The organism is Bradyrhizobium sp. URHA0013 (assembly GCF_000518345.1).
Classification (GTDB): domain Bacteria; phylum Pseudomonadota; class Alphaproteobacteria; order Rhizobiales; family Xanthobacteraceae; genus Bradyrhizobium.
This window is the reverse complement of record NZ_KI912426.1, coordinates 578,295-596,740: the sequence shown is the minus strand read 5'-3', so window position 1 is coordinate 596,740 and position 18,446 is coordinate 578,295. Positions and strand designations below refer to the sequence as shown.

Sequence of the window (18,446 nt, the reverse complement as noted above, 5' to 3'; positions counted from 1 at the left end):
GTCAACTCCCCCGCGGCGCGAGCAGCCGCAACAGATCGATCTCGGTCTCGGAAGCGCGACGGCCGATCATGGCGCGTTCCATCGAATGGTCCGGACTTTCGCGAAAGCGCTGCATCATGCCGCCGCACATGATGCCCCAGCGCAGCGTGCCCATCACTTCCCAGAATTTGACACGCGATGGATCGACCTTCCGCCCAGCCGCCTCATAGCCGGCGAACAGCTCCTCACGCGAGCCAAAGCCGCCGACCGGCTTGTCGATCTCGCCAAAGCGCCAGGAATTGACGCAGACCCAGCCGAGATCCTCCATGGGATCTCCGAGATGGGCGAGCTCCCAGTCCAGCACCGCACGCACGCCGTCGGCACCGATGATGAGATTGCCGTTGCGGAAATCGCCATGCACCAGCGTCGTCTCGCCGGCGGGACCCGGGTCCTGGTCGCGCAGCCAGCGCAGCGCCAATTCGAACACCGGCTTTGGCCAGTCCAGGCTGCGATAATCGCGTTCGAACTCGCCGATCTCCTGGGTCGCGGACCGGCTACGCAGCTTGGGCAATTTGTCGCCTGGTAGCCTGTGCAGATTCGCGAGCACGCCGCCGATCTGCCGTGCGAGACGCGGCCGCGCCGCGGCGAACTCGTCGTCGCGCAGGATCTTGCGCGCGATGGTTTCGCCCTCGACCCGCTGCATGATGAAGCCGGTGCCGAGATCGTCGTCGGGCACCAGCACATGCATCACGCGCGGCGACGGCACGCCGGCCTCATAGGCGAGCTTCATCAGTTGCGCTTCGGCGGCAAGACCCGCCGCGCGCGTCGGCGCCGCGCCATAGCCTTTCGGCGAGCGGCGCAAGATCGCACCGATCGGCCCGTCGGGATGCACGATGTCGAAGCGCCAGGTCTCCTGGCTGGCGCCGCCGGACAGCTTGGCCGCGCCGGTCACGCCGGTCGCCCCCTTGCACCAGCGCGCAACGCTGCGGGAGAGCTCGGGCTCGATCATTTGCCCTTGAACTGCGCAGGGCGCTTCTCCAGGAACGCGCCGACGCCTTCGCGGAAATCATCCGTGTCGCCGGCGCGGAGCTGGCATTGGAATTCGAGATTGAGCTGATCCTCGAAGGAATTTTCCGGGCTGTCCCAATAGAGCTTGCGGATCAGCGACAGCGCGACCGTCGGGCCGCTGGCGAGGTCGCGCGCGAGCTTCATCGCCTCCTCCATCAGCACGCCGTCATCATAGACGCGGTTGACGAGGCCCCATTCCAGCGCCTTCTCGGCGGGAAGCCGCTCGCCCATCAGCGACAATTCGATCGAGCGTGCCTTGCCGATCAGCCGCGGCAAGAGCCAGGTCGAGCCGCAATCCGGCACGAGGCCGATACGGCGGAAGGCTTGCAGGAAATAGGACGAGCGCGCGCATAAAATCATGTCGCCGAGCAGCGCGAAGCTCATGCCGGCGCCGGCCGCCGGGCCGTTGACCGCAGTCACGATCGGGCAATGCAGATTGCGGATGCGGCGCAGGAAGGGATGAAAGCCGGTCTCGAGCGTCAGGCCGGCCTTGGTCTTCTTCGACTGGTTATTGCGGCCCTGCAGATTGGCGCCGGTGCAGAACGCCCGTCCCGCGCCGGTGAGCACGACGCAGCGCACCTCGTCCTTCTTTTCCTCGATCGCGTCGAGCGCTTCCGCGAGACCGCCCAGCATGTCGACGGAGACCGCGTTCATCACCTCCTGATGGTCGAGCTTGAGGATCGCGACCGAACCATCGAGATCGAGCGTGACGTGTTTGAACTGCATGGTTTCCTCGTGAGTTGCGGCCTGCACCAGTTTCGCAGACCGGAATTGCTTTTGCCGGGGCGCATATTTGATTTTTGGCGCGGTCTTGTCCATGGTGATCGGAGCATAGCAAGCAATCTTGCGCGCAGCGGCTGATGCGCGCCAAGCAAAAACAGGAAACGCGCCATGAACCTTTTCGACCTTTCAGGACGGGTCGCCGTGATCACCGGCGGCAATGGCGGGATCGGACTCGGCATCGCGCAGGCGCTCGCCGGCCAGGGCTGCAACGTCTCGATCTGGGGCCGCAATCCTGACAAGAACAGCAGCGCTGCCGCGAGCCTGGCGGGCTTGCCCGGCAAGGTCGACGCGCGGGTCTGCGACGTCACCGACCCGGCCTCGGTCAATGCCGCGATGAAGGCCACGCTGGACACATTCGGCCGCGTCGACGGCTGCTTCGCCAATGCCGGCATCGGCGGCGGCGGCCGGCGCTCCTTCATCGAACGCACCGAAGAGGAATGGCGCACAATGTTTGCGACCAATCTCGACGGCGTGTTCCACGCGTTCCAGACGGCCGCAAAACACATGACCCAGCGCGCCGAGGCCGGCGATCCCTTCGGCCGGCTGGTGGCGACCTCGAGCCTCGCCTCGATCTTCGGCACCGCCCGCAACGAGCACTACGCGGCGACCAAGGCCGCGATCAACGCGCTGGTCCGCGCGCTCGGCGTCGAGCTGGCGCGCCACGGCGTCACCGCGAATGCGATCCTGCCCGGCTGGATCAAGAGCGACATGACGTCGGGCCTGATGGCTAACGAAAAATTCGTGGCCAACGTGATGCCGCGAATTCCGGTGCGGCGCTTCGGCGAGGCCAGCGATTTCGGCGGCATCGCGGTGTATCTGATGAGCAAGGCGTCGTCGTACCACACGGCGGATACGTTCGTGATCGACGGCGGTTATACGGCGTTTTGATTTTCATAATGAGGGGAACGGGCACATGTTTTCACACGTCATGATCGGCACCAACGACCTCGACAAGGCCAAGGCCTTTTACGACAATTTGCTGTCCACGCTCGAGGTGCGGCCGGCGCGCGTCGACGGCCATCGCATCTTCTACATCACCAAGACCGGCGTGTTCTCGGTCACAAAGCCGATCAACGGCGAAGCGGCGACGCCTGCGAATGGCGGCACCATCGGCTTTGCCGCCAACTCGCCGGAGCAGGTCAATGCATGGCATACGGCCGGCATCGCTGCCGGCGGCATTCCCTGCGAAGATCCTCCCGGCATCCGCCAAGGCCCCGGCGTCAATCTCTATATCGCGTATTTGCGCGACCTGGATGGCAACAAAATCTGCGCGATGCATCGGATGGCGAACTGAGCCAGCCGCAAGCACCACTGTCATGCCCCGGCTTGACCGGGGCATCCAGTACGCCGCGGCTTCTTCATGAATCACCGACGTCACGGAGTACTGGATCGTACGATCAAGTCGGGCGATGACAGCGAGAATGCAGCCCCATTCAAACAACATTTCAAACGCCCGCGATATTCCATCGCATGGCATGGCTCGCGTTGAAAAATGCGCGCTCGCACTTTGGCGACGCTGCGACTATTCTCGCGACCAACACGATCTCAGCGCCCCCGGGAGGAACAATGACAAAACACACCTATATTCCCCGCACCACCAACTACACCCTCAATCCCGGCGACGAGCTCAACGACCTCAGGATGTCGGACCAGGTCCGGCCGCTCTATGATCACGTCAGGAAGTTCATCCGCGACACCGTCGAGCCGATGTCGATCGAGTTCGCCAAGGCCGGCGAAGGCAAGCAAGACCGCTGGAGCTTCACGCCGAAGCAGCTCGAGGTGCTGGAGAAGGCCAAGAACAAGGCCAAGCAGGAAGGCCTCTGGAACTTCTTCCTGCCCGACGACGAGACCGGCCAGGGCCTGAAGAATCTCGACTACGCCTATATCGCCTCCGAGCTCGGCAAGAGCCCGCTGGCCTCGGAGAGCATGAACTGCTCGGCGCCTGATACCGGCAACATGGAGGTGCTAGAGCGCGTCGGCACCAAGGAGCAGAAGGAGAAGTGGCTGAAGCCGCTAATGAACGGCGAGATCCGCTCGGCCTATGTCATGACCGAGCCGAACGTCGCCTCCTCCGATGCCAAGAACATCTCGACGAGTGCAAAGCTCGTCGGCGACGAATGGGTCATCAACGGCGAGAAGTATTACATCTCCGGCGTCGGCGATCCCCGTTGCAAGATCCTCATCGTGATGGTGAAGACCAATCCGGATGCGGCGCCGAGCAAGCAGCAGTCGCAGATCCTGGTGCCGCGCGACACGCCCGGCGTCGAGGTGCTCGGCCCCATGTACGTGTTCGGCCAGGACCACGCGCCGCGCGGCCACATGCATATGCGCTTCAACAATGTGCGCGTGCCCAAGGAGAACATTCTGCTCGGCGAAGGCCGCGGCTTCGAGATCTCGCAGCTTCGGCTGGGCCCGGGCCGCATCCATCACTGCATGCGCACCATCGGCAAGGCGGAGAAGGCGCTCGATTTGATGGTGCAGCGTGGCCTCACCCGCGAAGCATTCGGCAAGAAGATCGCCCATCTCGGCGGCAACATGCAGATCATCGCGCAGGCGCGCTGCGAGATCGAGGCGATGCGGCTGATGGTGCTGAAGGCCGCCAAGGCCATGGACGTGCTCGGCAACAAGGAGGCCCGCGTCTGGGTCTCCATGGTCAAGGCCATGGTGCCGGAGCGAGCTTGCAAGATCATCGACCAGTCGATCCAGATGCACGGCGCCACCGGCATCTCGCACTGGACCCCGCTCGCCGAAATGTACCAGGATGTCCGCCATCTGCGCTTCGCGGATGGTCCGGACGAGGTGCACTGGATGGTGGTGGGACGCCACGAGCTGAGCATGGCGTGAGCGCTACCTCTTCCCGCTCGGGAAGAGCCGTAGGGTGGGCAAAGGTGCGCTCTTCGCGCGCCGTGCCCACCATCGTATCGCAAGAAGTGGTGGGCACGCTTCGCTTTGCCTACCCTACGACATCTGCGAATAGCTTCACGCAGGCTTCGCTGCCTCGATCTTGTCCTGCGTCCTGGTCTCGAAATCGCCGGCATCATGCCGCTCGTGGAGCTGGCTGGCGGGATCGCCGGAGACGCGGTTGACCATGCGGCCGCGCTTGACGGCCGGGCGCTTGGCGATCTGGTCGGTCCAGCGCTGCACGTGCTTGTAGTCCTGCACCGAGAGGAATTCGCCGGCGCCATAGACCAGCCCCTTGGCGAGCGCGCCGTACCAGGGCCATACCGCCATGTCGGCGATGGTGTATTCGCTGCCGGCGAGATATTCGTTGTCGGCGAGCCGGCGGTCGAGCACGTCGAGCTGGCGCTTGGTCTCCATTGCGAAACGGTCGATGGCATATTCGATCTTTGTCGGCGCGTAGGCGTAGAAATGGCCGAAGCCACCGCCGAGATAGGGCGCGCTGCCCATCTGCCAGAACAGCCACGACATCGCCTCGGTGCGGCTCTTGATGTCCTTCGGCAGGAACGCGCCGAACTTTTCCGCGAGGTAGAACAGGATCGAGCCGGACTCGAACACCCGGATCGGCTCCGGGCCGGAGCGGTCCATCAGCGCCGGGATCTTGGAATTCGGATTGATGTCGACAAAGCCGCTGCCGAACTGGTCGCCGTTGCCGATCTTGATGAGCCAGGCGTCGTACTCCGCGCCCTTGTGGCCGAGCGCCAGAAGCTCCTCCAGCATGACCGTGACCTTCACCCCGTTCGGCGTCGCCAGCGAATAGAGCTGGAAGGGATGCTTGCCGACCGGCAGCTCCTTGTCATGGGTGGGACCGGCAATGGGACGGTTGATGCTGGCGAACTGTCCGCCGTTTTCCTTGTTCCAGGTCCAGACTTTCGGCGGCACGTAGGCGGGGGCGTCGGTCATGAGAGGGCTCCGGCGAAAAAGATGCGCCTGCATTAATTAGCCCACGGACGGCCGATGGCAAGCCCTGCCGGCCCTGCGTCCGGCGCGGGCCTTGAGGCCGCGTCATGCATCCGACGTTGCCGAGGACGGGCATCACGAGAATCCGCATCTGTCGAGCCGGGCGTACGGCTTCGCGCAATACGGCGTGTGCACGCAAGATGCGCTGCCAAATCCGGATTGGCATTGCGCAAGACGATGGTCTAGCGTCGATGAGCCTTCGCTCAAGATTGCAATGACAGCAACGCGAGGCCGCCGGAGGGAACGATGAAATCGCCGATCTGCGACATGCTGGGCATCGATTTCCCCCTGCTCGCCTTCAGCCATTGCCGCGATGTCGTCGCCGCCGTCAGCCGCGCCGGCGGGTTTGGCGTGTTAGGTGCGACCGTGCACACGCCGGATACGCTGGAGCGCGAGCTGAAATGGATCGACGAGCACGTCGATGGCAAGCCCTACGGTATCGACGTGCTGATCCCCGAAAATATCTCGACCTCGGGCGAGAAGGACGTCACCTGGAAGAGCCTTGAAGCGCGCGTGCCGCAGGAGCACCGCAACTACACGCGCGATCTCCTGAAGAGATACGACATCGAACTCACGACCACCGAGGTCGCCGACAACCAGCCGCAGCCGTTCGACGGCAGGACCGCGTTGGAGCTGCTGGAGGTCTCGTTCAAGCACCCGATCCGCCTGATCGCCAATGCCTTGGGCGTGCCGCCGAAGGCCATGATCGAGATGGGCAGGAAGCACGGCGTGCCGGTCGCTGCGCTGGTCGGGGCCAAGGAGCACGCGCTGCGCCAGGTCGCGGCCGGCGTCGATATCCTCGTGGTCCAGGGCACCGAAGCCGGCGGCCATTGCGGCGAGGTCTCGACCATGGTGCTGGTGCCGGAGGTGATCAAGGCGATCAAGAAGATCCGCGACGTGCCGGTGCTGGCGGCCGGCGGCATTATGACCGGACGGCAGATGGCGGCCTGCATGGCGATGGGCGCGGCCGGCGCCTGGACCGGCTCGGTGTGGCTTGCCACCGTCGAGGCCGAGACCACGGAGATCTTTCGCGAGAAGATGATCGCGGCATCGTCGCGCGATGCGGTGCGCTCGAAGGGCCGCACCGGAAAGCCGGCGCGGCAGCTTCGTTCGGTCTGGACCGACGCCTGGGACCGCGCACCTGAGAGCCCCGGCGCATTGCCGATGCCGCTGCAAAGCATCGTCAGCCGCGACGCCTTCAACGCGATCGACCGCGCGGCGGCGGGCGGCAACGCGAAGGCCCGCGATCTCGTCAGCTATTTCGTCGGCCAGGGCGTCGGGCTGATCGACAGCGTGAAATCGGCCGGCGCGGTGGTGCAGGAATTCAAGGAAGACTTTGCCGAAGCCGTCGAGCACATGAATGCGCTGGTGGCGGAGTGATTGCCACACACCGTCATTGCGAGCGCAGCGAAGCAATCCAAACTATCATCGCGGGAAAACCCTGGATTGCTTCGCTGTGCTCGCAATGACGAAACAACTGACACATCGTGAATTGAAGCATGACAGATAAGAAACATACCCCCGAAGACCGCATCCCCGTCATCGTCGGCGTCGGCGAGATTATCGACCGTCCAAAGGAGATCACCGATGGCCTCGAGCCGCTCGACCTGCTCGAACAGGCCTTGCTGCGCGCGGAAGCTGATGCCGGCGCAAGGCTGCTCGGCGAGGTGCAATCGCTCGACGTCGTCAACTTCCTGAGCTGGCGCTATCGCGATCCGGAGCAGCTGCTGGCGCAACGGCTCGGCATCACGCCTGCGCATTGCTATTACGGCCCGGTCGGCGGCGAGAGCCCGATCCGCTACATCCACGAGGCAGCAAAGCGCATTGCGCGCGGTGAATGCAGCGTTGCCGCGGTGTGCGGCGCGGAGGCACAGTCGACGGCGACCAAGGCGGAGCGCGCCGGCGCGAAGCTGCCATGGACGCCGTTCGCCCATGACGTCGAGGAGCCGAAACGCGGCGCAGCGTTCCAGAAACCGCTGGCCGTGAAGCTCGGCGTGTTCCGGCCCGTGACCGTCTATCCCTTCTATGAAGCGTCATCATCCGCCCATTGGGGCCAGACACCGCGCGAGGCGATGGCAGAGTCGGGTACACTCTGGTCACGCTATTCCGAGGCCGCTGCGCAAAATCCCAACGCCTGGCTGAAGCGGCGCTATACGCCCCACGAAATCACGACGCCGACGGCAGACAACCGCCTGATCGCTTGGCCCTACAACAAGCTGATGGTTGCCAACCCGAGCGTCAACATGGGCGGCGCGCTGCTGCTCACCAGCCTCACCAAGGCGCGTGCGGCAGGCATCGCCGAGGACAAGCTGGTCTATCCACTCGGCGGCGCCTCGGCGGAAGAACCGCGCGACTATCTCCTCCGCGACCAGTTTTACGAGAGCCATCCGCAGAACGCCGTCTTGAAGGCTGCGATGGATCTCGCCGGCGGCGACGGCAAGAAATTCGATGCGATAGAGCTCTATAGCTGCTTCCCGTGCGTGCCCAAGATGGCGCGGCGGACGCTGGGCCTGGGTGCGGACGTGAAGCCGACCGTAACAGGCGGCCTCACCTTCTTCGGTGCGCCGCTCAACACCTACATGACCCATGCCGCCTGCGCGATGGTGCGGCGTGTGCGCGACGGCGCAACGCTCGGCCTGCTCTACGGCCAGGGCGGCTTCGTCACCAAGCATCATGCGCTGGTGGTATCGAAGGCGGCGCCGCGTGAAGCATTGGCACAGGAGACGAGCGTGCAAGCGGCGGCAGACAGCAACAAGCGCGCGGTGCCGGAGTTCGTCACGGCGGCCTCAGGCAAGGGCAAGGTCGAGAGCTTTACGGTGCTCTACGGCCGGAGCGGCGATGTCGAGCATGGCGTGGTGATGCTGCGGACCGAAGATGACAGGCGCACACTGGCGCGAATTCCCGCGAGCGATACCGCAACACTGGCGCATCTGCGCGACTTGAACAGGACGCCGGTAAGTTCGCTGGGCGAGATCGCGATGGCTGCGGATGGCGTGCCGGAGTGGCGGGTGGCGTAGCTCTCGTAGGGTGGGCAAAGGCGCTCTTGAGCCGTGCCCACCAATCTTTTTAGGACCGCAGAGAGATGGTGGGCACGCTTCGCTTTGCCCACCCTACGAAATCGAGGCTACCCCTTCGGCGCCTGCTTTTCCGACGCGGTCGCCGGCTTGCCCTTGGCGCCGGCGCCTGTCACGCGGACCTGGTCGCCGTCGGAAAGGCCGTCCGGTGGTGCTGTGATGACGCGGTCATCCGCTGCAATTCCCGAGGCGAGCTCGATTTCCTTGCCAAGATCGCGCGCGATGGTCACGGGCTTGAACAGGACCTTGTCGTCCGGACCGACGGTGGCGACGCGCAGGCCGCTGCCGTTGAAGATCAGCGCGCTGGCGGGAATGCTGAGCGGCGCGGTGTCGCGCTGCAGGCTGAGCTTCACGCTGGCGTAGCCGCCGGGCATCAGCTCGCCTGAGGAATTATCGAGACCGAGCTGCATGCGTGTCGTGCCGGAGGCGACGTCAACCGCCTGTGAGGAAGCTTCCACCGTCGCCTGGAAGGTCCGGTTCGGATACTCCGGCAGCACGATGGCGGCCTTGGCGCCGATCTTGATCGCGGGCACGTAGTTCTGGGGCACGTTGATATAGACGCGCAGCTTGGTGATGTCGGAGACCACGAACATCGCCGGGCCCGAGCCGCCGCCTGAATTGATCAGCGCACCGACGTCAGTGTCTCGCGCCGTGACAACACCGTCAAACGGAGCGGTGATCTTCTTGTAACCGGCCAGCGCTTCGAGGCGCTCGACATTGGCCTGGCCCGAGCGAACCGCCGCGTTCTTGTTGGAGAGATCGGCGGTACGCTCGTCGATCTCCTGCGCGGAGACGAAATTGGAGGCGACCAGCGTCTTGCGGCGGTTGAGGGTGGCTTCCGACAGCCTGGCGCTGGACTGCTGGCTGGCGAGGTCGGCGCGGGCCTGAAGCAGCTGCTGGTCGAGGTCGGGCGCCTCGATCTCTGCGATCACCTGACCGGCCTTCACCCGCGCACCGATATCGGCGCTCCAGCTTTTGAGATAGCCGGGAACGCGGGCAAAGATCGGCGCGCGATAATAGGCTTCGAGACGGCCCGGCAAGTCGATGGTCGAATTGGGAGCCTTGGCATTGGGCAGCGTCACCGCGACGCTGGGAACGGCCTGGTCATCGGTCCATGCCTTCAGCCTGGAGCCCTGCTCCTCGCGGGCACGGATGCCGGTGCCCACGACCAGCCCCGCCGCGATCAGCGCCACCACGCCGAAAAGGCCCAGTTTCCGGTGCGACACCGGGGAGCGGGATTCAGTGGGCGACATGCGGGGTCTCCAGGGAGGCGGCGGCTTTGGCGCCTTGCTTCTTGTGTACCATGCTGAACACCACGGGAACAAACATCAACGTGGCGAAGGTTGCAAAGATCAGGCCGCCGATCACGGCGCGGCCGAGCGGCGCATTCTGCTCGCCCCCCTCGCCGAGCCCCAAGGCCATCGGCGCCATGCCGATGATCATGGCGAGCGCCGTCATCAGCACCGGGCGGAACCGGACGAAGCCGGCTTCCAGCGCCGCGGCGATGGGATCGCCGAGCTCCTCGTAGCGCTCGCGCGCGAACGAGATCACGAGCACGCTGTTGGCGGTGGCAACGCCCATGCACATGATGGCGCCGGTCAGCGCCGGTACCGACAGCGTCGTCTCGGTGGCGAACAGCATCCAGACGATGCCGGCGAGTGCTGCGGGCAGCGCGGTGATGATCACGAACGGATCGGACCAGGACTGGAAGTTCACGACGATCAGGAAATAGATCAGGACGACCGCGCCGAGCAGGCCGAACAACAAGCCGGTGAAGGCGCTGTTCATGGTCTGCACCTGGCCGAGCAGCACCACGGAAGAGCCTTTCGGCACCTCCTTGGCGGTGTTGGCGATCACTTGGCGGATGTCCGTCGCGACCGCACCGAGATCGCGGCCCGAGGTCGTGGCGAAAATCTGCACCATCGACTGGATGTCGTATTGCGAGACCACCGCGCTCGAGGTCGAGCGCTTGATGTCGGCGATGCCGCCGAGGATCGGCGACTGCGAATTGCCGGCGGCCGTGATCGGCAACGTCTGAAGCGCGCTGAGCGAATCCATCTGATATTGCGGCGTCTGCATCACGATCGAATAGGACACGCCATTATCCGGATTAAGGTAGTAGGTCGGCGCCACCTGCGATGAGCCGGCAAGATTGACCACGAGACTGTTGGTGACGTCGCGCTCGGTCAGGCCGACATATTGCGCGCGGGTGCGGTCGACATCGATGTTGAAGGTCGGATTGTTCGGCGACTGCTGGATGCGCGCATCGGCGACGCCGGGAATCCTGCGGACCTTGGCCAGCAGATTGTTGGCATACGCGAAGTTGGCGCTGAGATTGGCGCCGCGGATCTGCAGGTCGATCGGCGCCGGCGCGCCGAAGTTCAGGATCTGGCTGACGATGTCGGCCGGCAGGAAGGCGAAGCTGACGCCGGGGAACAGCCGCGGCAGTTGCTCACGCAGCACGCGCACATGCTCCTCGGTCGGCTTGTGGCCTTCCTTTAGCTTGATCTGGATGTCGCCATCCTGCGGGCCGATCACGCCGGTGTTGTTGTAGGTCATGTTGATGCCGGAGATCGGCATGCCGATGTTGTCGGTCAGCGTTTCGATCTCGCCCGGGATCAGCTTGCGGATCGCCTTCTGCACGTCGGCGAGCTGGTTCGCGGTCTCCTCGACGCGGGTGCCGACCTGGGTGCGGACGTGCATCAGGATGTTGCCGGCATCGACCGCGGGGAAGAAGTTGCGCCCGAGGAACGGCACCAGCGCGAAGGACGCGCCGACCACGCAGAGGAAGCCGATCACGAACACCGGACGGTGCGCGAGCGCGAGCCCGAGGAAACTGTGGTAGCCGCCGCGAATACGCTCGAAGCGAGCCTCGAAACCGCGCTGGAACCACACCAGGGGATTGCGCGACTTCGGCGGACCGTCCTCGTGATGGACATGTGCCTGCAACAGATAGTTCGCCATGGTCGGCACCAACGTACGCGACAGCAGGAACGACCAGATCATCGCGAACATCACCGCTTCCGCCATCGGCACGAACAGGAAGCGCGCCACGCCGGTGAGGAAGAACATCGGCACGAACACGATGCAGATGCAGAGCAGCGAGACGAAGGCCGGCGTCACGATCTGGTTGGCGCCGTCGAGGATCGACTGCTCGACCGGCTTGCCCTGCTCCAGATGATAATTGATGTTCTCGATCGTGACGGTGGCGTCGTCGACGAGGATGCCGACCGCGAGAGCCAGGCCGCCGAGCGTCATGATGTTCAGCGTCTCGCCGATCGCCGACAGCATGATGATGGCGCCGAGCACGGAGAGCGGGATCGAGACCGCGATGATGACGGTCGAGCGCCAGCTGCCGAGGAACAGCAGGATCATGATGCTGGTGAGCAGCGCCGCGATCACGCCTTCGAACGCGACGCCTTCGATGGCGCCGCGGACGAACACCGACTGATCACCGATGAAGCCGATCTTGAGCGCGTCCGGCAGCTGGTCCTTGACGTCGATCACCTTCTGCTTAATGCCCGCGATGATGTCGAGCGTCGAGGTCGCGCCCGCCTTCAGCACCATCATCAGCACCGAGCGGTTGCCGTCGACATGGACGATGTTGGTCTGTGGCGGGTTGCCGTCGCGCACGGTCGCGACGTCGCGCACATAGACCATCGCGCCGTTGACCGTCTTGATCGGCAGATTGCCGAGCTCCTCGATCTTCAGCGGCGAGTTGTTGAGCTGGATGTTGTATTCGAACTGCCCGATCTTCTGGGTGCCGACCGGCGTGATCAGGTTCTGGGCCGCGAGCGCGTTGGCGACGTCCTGGCCGGACAGGCCCCTCGCCTGGAGCGCGGTCGGGTCGAGGTCGATCTGGACCTGGCGCTGCTTGCCGCCGAACGGGTACGGGATAGCTGCGCCAGGCACGGTGACCAGCGGCGTTCGCAGCTGGTTGATGCCGATATCGGCGAGGTTCTGCTCGGTCAGCCCGTCGCCCGACAGCGCCACCTGGACGATCGGCACGGTGGAGGCGGAGTAGTTCAGGATCAGAGGCGGCGTCGCGCCCGGCGGCATCTGCTTGATCAGCGTCTGCGAGATCGCGGTGACCTGCGCATTGGCGGTGCGAATGTCGACGTTCGGCTGGAAGAAGATCTTGATGATGCCAAAGCCGTTATAGGAATTGGCGGTGATGTGCTCGATGTCGTTGACCGTCGTCGTCAGCGCGCGCTGGAACGGCGTGGTGATGCGGCCCGACATCTGGTCGGGCGGCAGGCCGGTGTATTGCCAGACCACGCCGATCACGGGGATGCGGATGTCCGGAAAGATGTCGGTCGGCGTCCGCAGCGCCGCCAGCGGTCCGATGATCAGAAGCAGGAGCGCGAGCACGACAAACGTGTAGGGCCGGCTCAGGGCAATACGGACCAGAGCAATCATTCGTTGGGCAATTCCAGATCAGGGACAGGAAACACCGCCCCCGCGGGTTCCTCGGCTGATTTACCTGAAGACCGCACAAATGGCCAACGACGCTGCGTCACGTGCGGTAACTTCCCTGCTATCGCACTGCGAAATCGCATTCCAGATATGCAGCTCATGCCCGAAAGATGACAGAAGCTGCTGTCCCCCGCGTAAAAAGCGGCGCCCGAGGACGCCGCTTTCAGGAATTTCGTGCCTGCCGGCCTAGGCCGCGCGGACGTTGGTCAGGAACTTGCTGACTTCGGTCTTGAGCCGGTTCGAGTCGTTCGACAGCATCTGCGCCGCCGACAGCACCTGCGAGGAGGCCGTGCCGGTCTCGGTCGCGCCGCGCTGCACGTCGGTGATGTTGGAGGAGACCTGCTGGGTGCCCTGCGCCGCCTGCTGGACGTTGCGGGCGATCTCCTGGGTCGCCGCGCCCTGCTCTTCCACGGCCGCCGCGATCGCCGACGAGATCTCCGACAGACGCTCGATGGTCGACGAGATCTCCTTGATGGCGCCGACCGAGTCGTTGGTCGCCGCCTGGATGCCGGAAATCTGCTGGCCGATCTCACCGGTCGCCTTCGCGGTCTGCTCGGCGAGCGCCTTCACCTCGGAGGCGACGACCGCAAAGCCGCGGCCGGCTTCGCCGGCGCGCGCGGCTTCGATGGTCGCGTTCAGCGCCAACAGGTTGGTCTGGCCTGCGATGGTGTTGATGAGCTCGACGACGTCGCCGATGCGCGAGGCTGCCTTGGAGAGCTCGCTGACGCGTTCGGTGGTGGTGCGCGCCTGACCGACGGCATCGCCCGCCATCCGCGCAGATTCCTGCACCTGACGGCTGATCTCGCCGACCGATGAGGCCATCTCCTCGGTGGCCGAGGCCACCGACTGCACGTTGGTCGAGGCCTCCTCCGACGCTCCGGCAACCGTGGTCGCCAGCCGCTGGGAGCGGTCGGCGGTCGAGGTCAGCGTCGAGGCGGAGGCCTCCAACTGGGTCGAGGCCGACGACACGGTCTGAACGATCTCGCCGATCATCGTTTCGAATTCGCGGGTGATGTTGTCGACGCGGCGGCCGCGCTCGATCTTGGCTTCGGCATCGGCGGCGGCAGCCTCGTCGGCGGCCTTCTTGGCGATCAGCGCTTCCTTGAAGATCTGGAGCACGTCGGCCATGGCGCCGATCTCGGTCTTCTCACCGCGATGCGGGACTTCGGCGGAAAGTTCGCCCTTACCGAGTGCCTGCATCGGCTCGATGATCGAGTTGATACCGCTGGAGACGTCCCGGACGAGGTAGAAGCCGACGGCGATCCCGATGATCACGGCGGCGCCAAGAATGATCGAAACCAACATGAAAGCGAAGGAATAGCTGTCAGCGGCATCCTGCGCGGCCTGGTCGCCACCCTTGGTGTTGAGCTCGATGTCCTTGCGCAGGACCTCGTCGGCCTGAAGCCCGATCTTGTTGACCGTCTTGGTGTTCAGCTCATGCGCCTCGTGCGGGACCTTGCCGGCCTCCTTGCGAGACAGCGCCATGACCTCCTGCGTGCCCTTCTTGTACTCGTCCCAGAGCTTGGACCATTCACCGTAGAGTGCCCGCTCTTCAGGCGAGGTGATCATGTCTTCGTAAGTTTTGCGAAACTTGGTGTTGGCCTCGACCACGGTCGCGAGCGTCTTCTCTGCCGCGAGTTTCTCGTCCAGCGTTTCCGACAGCATGTGCTCCCGGATCACATTGCGGTAGGTGATCACGCCGGCCCGGAGATCCCCGAGCACGCGCACGCTGGGCATCCAGCTCGTGGTGATGTCGACGGTGTTGGCATTCATCGACCGCATCTTCATGACGGCGAGCAGGCCCATGCCGGCCATCGCGACCAGCAGGAACGCCACGACACTGATGATCTTGGCGCGGATGGAAATAGTGGCGAGCATATGGAGTCTCTTTGTGCTGGCGCGGCGGCGCGTCCGGAAGCTTTACGAATCAACCTAAGGGAGCAGCACCGACATCCAACACCAGAGCACCTGAGCGGACGTTAACGACGACTCCGTACGAGTACGGAAGCCTGAAACAAGTGAACACGACGCTAAAAATGCCCTGCGCTCAGCGCATGAGCCCAAGCGCGTCGGAGAAAAACTCCGGCCCGCCGAAGTTTCCGGACTTCAAGGCGAGCAGCATGTCGCCTTTTTCAGCACCGACTGCACGCAGCACGGGGACGCCGGCTGCGATCTCCACCCCCACGAGAAATCCGGGAATCTTCAGCCGGTCGACCACGGCGCCGGATGTTTCCCCGCCGGCAACGACCAGGCGCTTGACGCCGGCCCGCACCAGACCCTCGGCAATGTCGGCCATCGCCTGCTCGATGGCGTGACCGGCCGCGTCGCGGCCATGGCGCGCCTGGAGCGCGGCGACCTGATCCGGCGTCGAGCTCGATGCGATCAGGACCGGACCGTCCGCCAGTCGCGGCTTCGCCCAGGCCAGTGCGCGCTGCGCCTCGTCCTCGCCCGCAGTAATACGGTCCGGATCGAGATGCAGCACCGGCATGACACGCTCGGCATTGGCGATCTGCTGAAGCGTCGCCTGCGAGCAGCTTCCGGCCAGGCACGCCGCCGGTCCGCCGACCGCTGTCCCCGCCGCCTCGCTGCTCGCCGCGGTCGATGTGACCTTGCCTGTAGACACCAGCGCCCGCGCCAGCCCAAGGCCCATGCCGGAGGCGCCGACCGACAACCGATGCTGGGCGGCGACGAGGCCGATGGTTTCGAGGTCGCGATCGAACACGGCGTCGATGATCGCCGCGCCAATGCCCTTGCCGGCGAGTTCGGACAGCCGCGCCCGCACGGCATCCGCGCCGCGCGTGACGGTGGCGAGGTCGACAAGGCCGATTTGCGTCTTGCTCTGGCGCGCCAGCACGCGCACCAGGTTAGAATCGTGCATCGGGTTGAGCGGATGGTCCTTCAGCGGGCTCTCGTTCAGCGGCACGGCGCCCACGAACAGATTGCCCTGGTAAACGGTGCGGCCGGTCTCCGGGAAGGCCGGCGTCACCAGCACGGCCGCCTCGCCGCAATCGGCGCGCAGCGCGTCCATCACCGGGCCGATATTGCCCGCATCGGTGGAATCGAAGGTCGAGCAGATCTTGAACAGCACGTGGCTTGCGCCGCGGCCGCGCAGCCACGTCTCGGCCGCGCGCGAGCGCGACACGGCAAGGCTGGCCTCGATCGAACGGCTCTTCAAGGACACCACGACGGCGTCGACCTCGGGCAGCGCGAGATCGTCCGCGGGCACGCCGATGGTCTGCACGGTGCGCAGGCCGGCGCGCGTCAGCGTGTTGGCGAGGTCGGAGGCGCCGGTGTAGTCGTCGGCAATGCAGCCAAGGGATATTTTCGCTGCAACTGTCACGGCTTCACTCCCGCATAAGGCTTGAACCAGGCAAGGCCGTCGGTGGTCTTGCCGCGCGGATTGTATTCGCAGCCGACGAAGCCGGCATAACCGAGCCGGTCGAGTTCGTCGAACAGGAACGGATAGTTCAGCTCCTCGCCGTCGGGCTCGTTGCGCGAGGGAATGCTGGCGATCTGGATGTGGCCGATGACCGGCATCATCTCACGCAGCCGCATCGTGACGTCGCCATGGATGATCTGGCAGTGATAGATGTCGAACTGGAGTTTCAGGTTCGGAAGCCGCAGCTCCTGGATCAGGTCGCGCGCGAATCCGAAATCGTTGAGGAAATAGCCGGGCACGTTGCGTGCATTGATCGGCTCGAGCACGATGTCGATGCCGTGCGGCGCAAAGAACTCGGCGGCCCACGCCACCGATTTGTAGAACGCCTCGATGGCGACGCGCTCGCCGCGGTTGGCGATGCCCGCCATCAAATGCAGCCGCTTGACGCCGGTCGCTTTGGCGTAGGGCAGCGCGGTCTCCAGGCTCGCCTTGAGCTCGGGGAATCGCGACGGGAGTGCCGCAAAGCCCTTCTCGCCGGCATTCCAGTCGCCCGGCGGCAGGTTGAACAGCGCCTGAGTCAAGCCGTTGCGCTTGAGCCGCTCGCCGACCGCCTCGGCCGAATGCTCGTAGGGAAAGAGAAACTCGACGGCGGTGAAGCCGGCTGCCGCAGCGGCATCGAAGCGGTCGAGGAACGGCACCTCGGTGAACATCATCGAGAGATTGGCGGCGAAACGGGGCATTGGAATCCTCTTGTCTACTTGTCGCCGGGCAGCTTGACTCCGGTGACCTGCGCATACATCCGCGCCACCGACGCATCGTCGTCGCGGCCCATACCGGCGGCGGCTGTCATCAAGAACATCTGAAGTGCTGCGGCGGAGACCGGAACCGGGAATCTGGCACTGCGCGCCATGTCCTGGATGATGCCGAGGTCCTTGACGAAAATCTCGACCGCACTGCGCGGGGTGTAATCGCCGTCGAGCACGTGTGGCATGCGGTTCTCGAACATCCAGGAGTTTCCGGCGGACGCCGTGATCACCTCATAGACCTTGCGGATATCGAGCCCCTGCTTGGCCGCGAACGCGATCGCCTCGCTGGCGGCGGCGATATGCACGCCGGCGAGCAACTGGTTGATCATCTTGAAGGCGGCGCCCTGGCCTGCGGCATCGCCAAGTTCGTAGAGCTTTGCGGCCATGGCATCGAGCGCGGGCCGCGCTTTCTCAAACGCAGCCGGACTGCCGGAGGCGAGGATCGTCAGCTCGCCCTGCGCTGCGCGCTGCGCCCCGCCGGAGATCGGTGCATCCAGATAGTGCCGGCCGGTCGCCTCCAACTGCTTGGCGAGACGCCGCGCCACGTCGGGATCCATGGTCGCCGACGACAGGAAGACGCTGTCCTTGGCCATGGTTTCCGCGACGCCATCCTTGCCGAACAGGATCGTCTCGGTCTGCGCGGCATTGACGACGACGCTGACGACGATGTCGGCGCCCTTGGCAGCTTCGGCCGGCGTCTTGGCGCCCGCGCCGCCCTCCGTCACGAAACGAGCCACCGCATCAGCCGAGACGTCGCAGCCGGTGACGACATGACCGGCGCGCTTCAGCGAGGTCGCCATGCCAAACCCCATCGAGCCGAGCCCGATGACGGCGATGCGCTGATTCTGTGACGTGGAGGCGGACATGCAACTGATCCTTGCGACGTTTCCCGGAGGGCCACCCTTTGCGGCAGCTTGCCAACCGAATAACACGGCTTGGCCGCGCTGCCAAAGCGTGAGACAA

Annotated in this window: 14 protein-coding genes; 5 read left to right on the top strand and 9 right to left on the bottom strand. The window is 64.8% G+C overall.

Going from position 1 to position 18,446, the window contains the following annotated elements; all coding sequences use genetic code 11:
- Position 1: 1 nt before the first annotated feature.
- Together N551_RS0123410 and N551_RS0123405 are read right to left on the bottom strand one after the other, a co-directional pair.
- Entirely contained in the window at positions 2 to 988 is a 987-nt protein-coding gene (locus N551_RS0123410) for a phosphotransferase family protein (RefSeq protein ID WP_027568955.1), read from the bottom strand.
- A complete protein-coding gene (locus N551_RS0123405; RefSeq protein WP_027568954.1) occupies positions 985 to 1,773 on the bottom strand; it encodes an enoyl-CoA hydratase/isomerase in 789 nt (262 codons plus the stop codon). The genes N551_RS0123410 and N551_RS0123405 overlap by 4 nt, the downstream gene beginning before the upstream one ends.
- Before the next feature lie 165 nt (positions 1,774 to 1,938).
- Between N551_RS0123405 and N551_RS0123400 the strand changes: the two genes are divergently transcribed.
- From N551_RS0123400 to N551_RS0123390, 3 genes are all read left to right on the top strand, one after another.
- On the top strand, positions 1,939 to 2,718 hold the full coding sequence (locus tag N551_RS0123400) for an SDR family NAD(P)-dependent oxidoreductase (RefSeq protein WP_027568953.1): 780 nt from the start codon (positions 1,939 to 1,941) through the stop codon (positions 2,716 to 2,718).
- A gap of 25 nt (positions 2,719 to 2,743) precedes the next feature.
- Entirely contained in the window at positions 2,744 to 3,124 is a 381-nt protein-coding gene (locus N551_RS0123395) for a VOC family protein (protein WP_027568952.1), read from the top strand.
- Positions 3,125 to 3,396: 272 nt separating this feature from the next.
- Positions 3,397 to 4,674 (top strand): acyl-CoA dehydrogenase family protein, encoded by a 1,278-nt coding sequence (locus N551_RS0123390; protein WP_027568951.1) that lies wholly within the window; start codon positions 3,397 to 3,399, stop codon positions 4,672 to 4,674.
- 135 nt (positions 4,675 to 4,809) lie between these two features.
- On the opposite strand, the gene yghU is transcribed toward N551_RS0123390, so the two are convergent.
- A complete protein-coding gene (gene yghU, locus N551_RS0123385) occupies positions 4,810 to 5,691 on the bottom strand; it encodes a glutathione-dependent disulfide-bond oxidoreductase (RefSeq protein WP_027568950.1) in 882 nt (293 codons plus the stop codon).
- A gap of 303 nt (positions 5,692 to 5,994) precedes the next feature.
- Between yghU and N551_RS0123380 the strand changes: the two genes are divergently transcribed.
- Both N551_RS0123380 and N551_RS0123375 read left to right on the top strand, forming a co-directional pair.
- A complete protein-coding gene (locus tag N551_RS0123380) occupies positions 5,995 to 7,128 on the top strand; it encodes a nitronate monooxygenase (protein ID WP_027568949.1) in 1,134 nt (377 codons plus the stop codon).
- A 119-nt stretch (positions 7,129 to 7,247) separates the two neighbouring features.
- The gene (locus N551_RS0123375) at positions 7,248 to 8,765 is read left to right on the top strand and encodes an acetyl-CoA acetyltransferase (protein ID WP_027568948.1); all 1,518 of its coding nucleotides are present in this window, start codon (positions 7,248 to 7,250) and stop codon (positions 8,763 to 8,765) included.
- Positions 8,766 to 8,872: 107 nt separating this feature from the next.
- Here N551_RS0123375 and N551_RS0123370 read toward each other — a convergent pair whose 3' ends face one another.
- From N551_RS0123370 to ltnD, 6 genes are all read right to left on the bottom strand, one after another.
- Positions 8,873 to 10,075 (bottom strand): efflux RND transporter periplasmic adaptor subunit, encoded by a 1,203-nt coding sequence (locus tag N551_RS0123370; RefSeq protein WP_027568947.1) that lies wholly within the window; start codon positions 10,073 to 10,075, stop codon positions 8,873 to 8,875.
- The gene (locus N551_RS0123365; protein ID WP_027568946.1) at positions 10,062 to 13,241 is read right to left on the bottom strand and encodes an efflux RND transporter permease subunit; all 3,180 of its coding nucleotides are present in this window, start codon (positions 13,239 to 13,241) and stop codon (positions 10,062 to 10,064) included. Before N551_RS0123365 ends, N551_RS0123370 begins: the two co-directional genes overlap by 14 nt.
- 243 nt (positions 13,242 to 13,484) lie before the next feature.
- Positions 13,485 to 15,176, bottom strand: a complete 1,692-nt coding sequence (locus tag N551_RS0123360) for a methyl-accepting chemotaxis protein (RefSeq protein ID WP_027568945.1) — start codon at positions 15,174 to 15,176, stop codon at positions 13,485 to 13,487.
- 169 nt (positions 15,177 to 15,345) lie between these two features.
- Positions 15,346 to 16,638 (bottom strand): 3-oxo-tetronate kinase, encoded by a 1,293-nt coding sequence (gene otnK / locus N551_RS0123355; protein WP_027568944.1) that lies wholly within the window; start codon positions 16,636 to 16,638, stop codon positions 15,346 to 15,348.
- Positions 16,635 to 17,417 carry a 2-oxo-tetronate isomerase gene (otnI, locus tag N551_RS0123350; protein ID WP_018456984.1) on the bottom strand — a complete coding sequence of 261 codons (783 nt, stop codon included), beginning with the start codon at positions 17,415 to 17,417 and terminating at the stop codon, positions 16,635 to 16,637. The genes otnK and otnI overlap by 4 nt, the downstream gene beginning before the upstream one ends.
- A 14-nt stretch (positions 17,418 to 17,431) precedes the next feature.
- Complete coding sequence (gene ltnD / locus N551_RS0123345; RefSeq protein ID WP_027568943.1) at positions 17,432 to 18,349, bottom strand: L-threonate dehydrogenase; 918 nt, start codon at positions 18,347 to 18,349, stop codon at positions 17,432 to 17,434.
- Positions 18,350 to 18,446 lie beyond the last annotated feature (97 nt).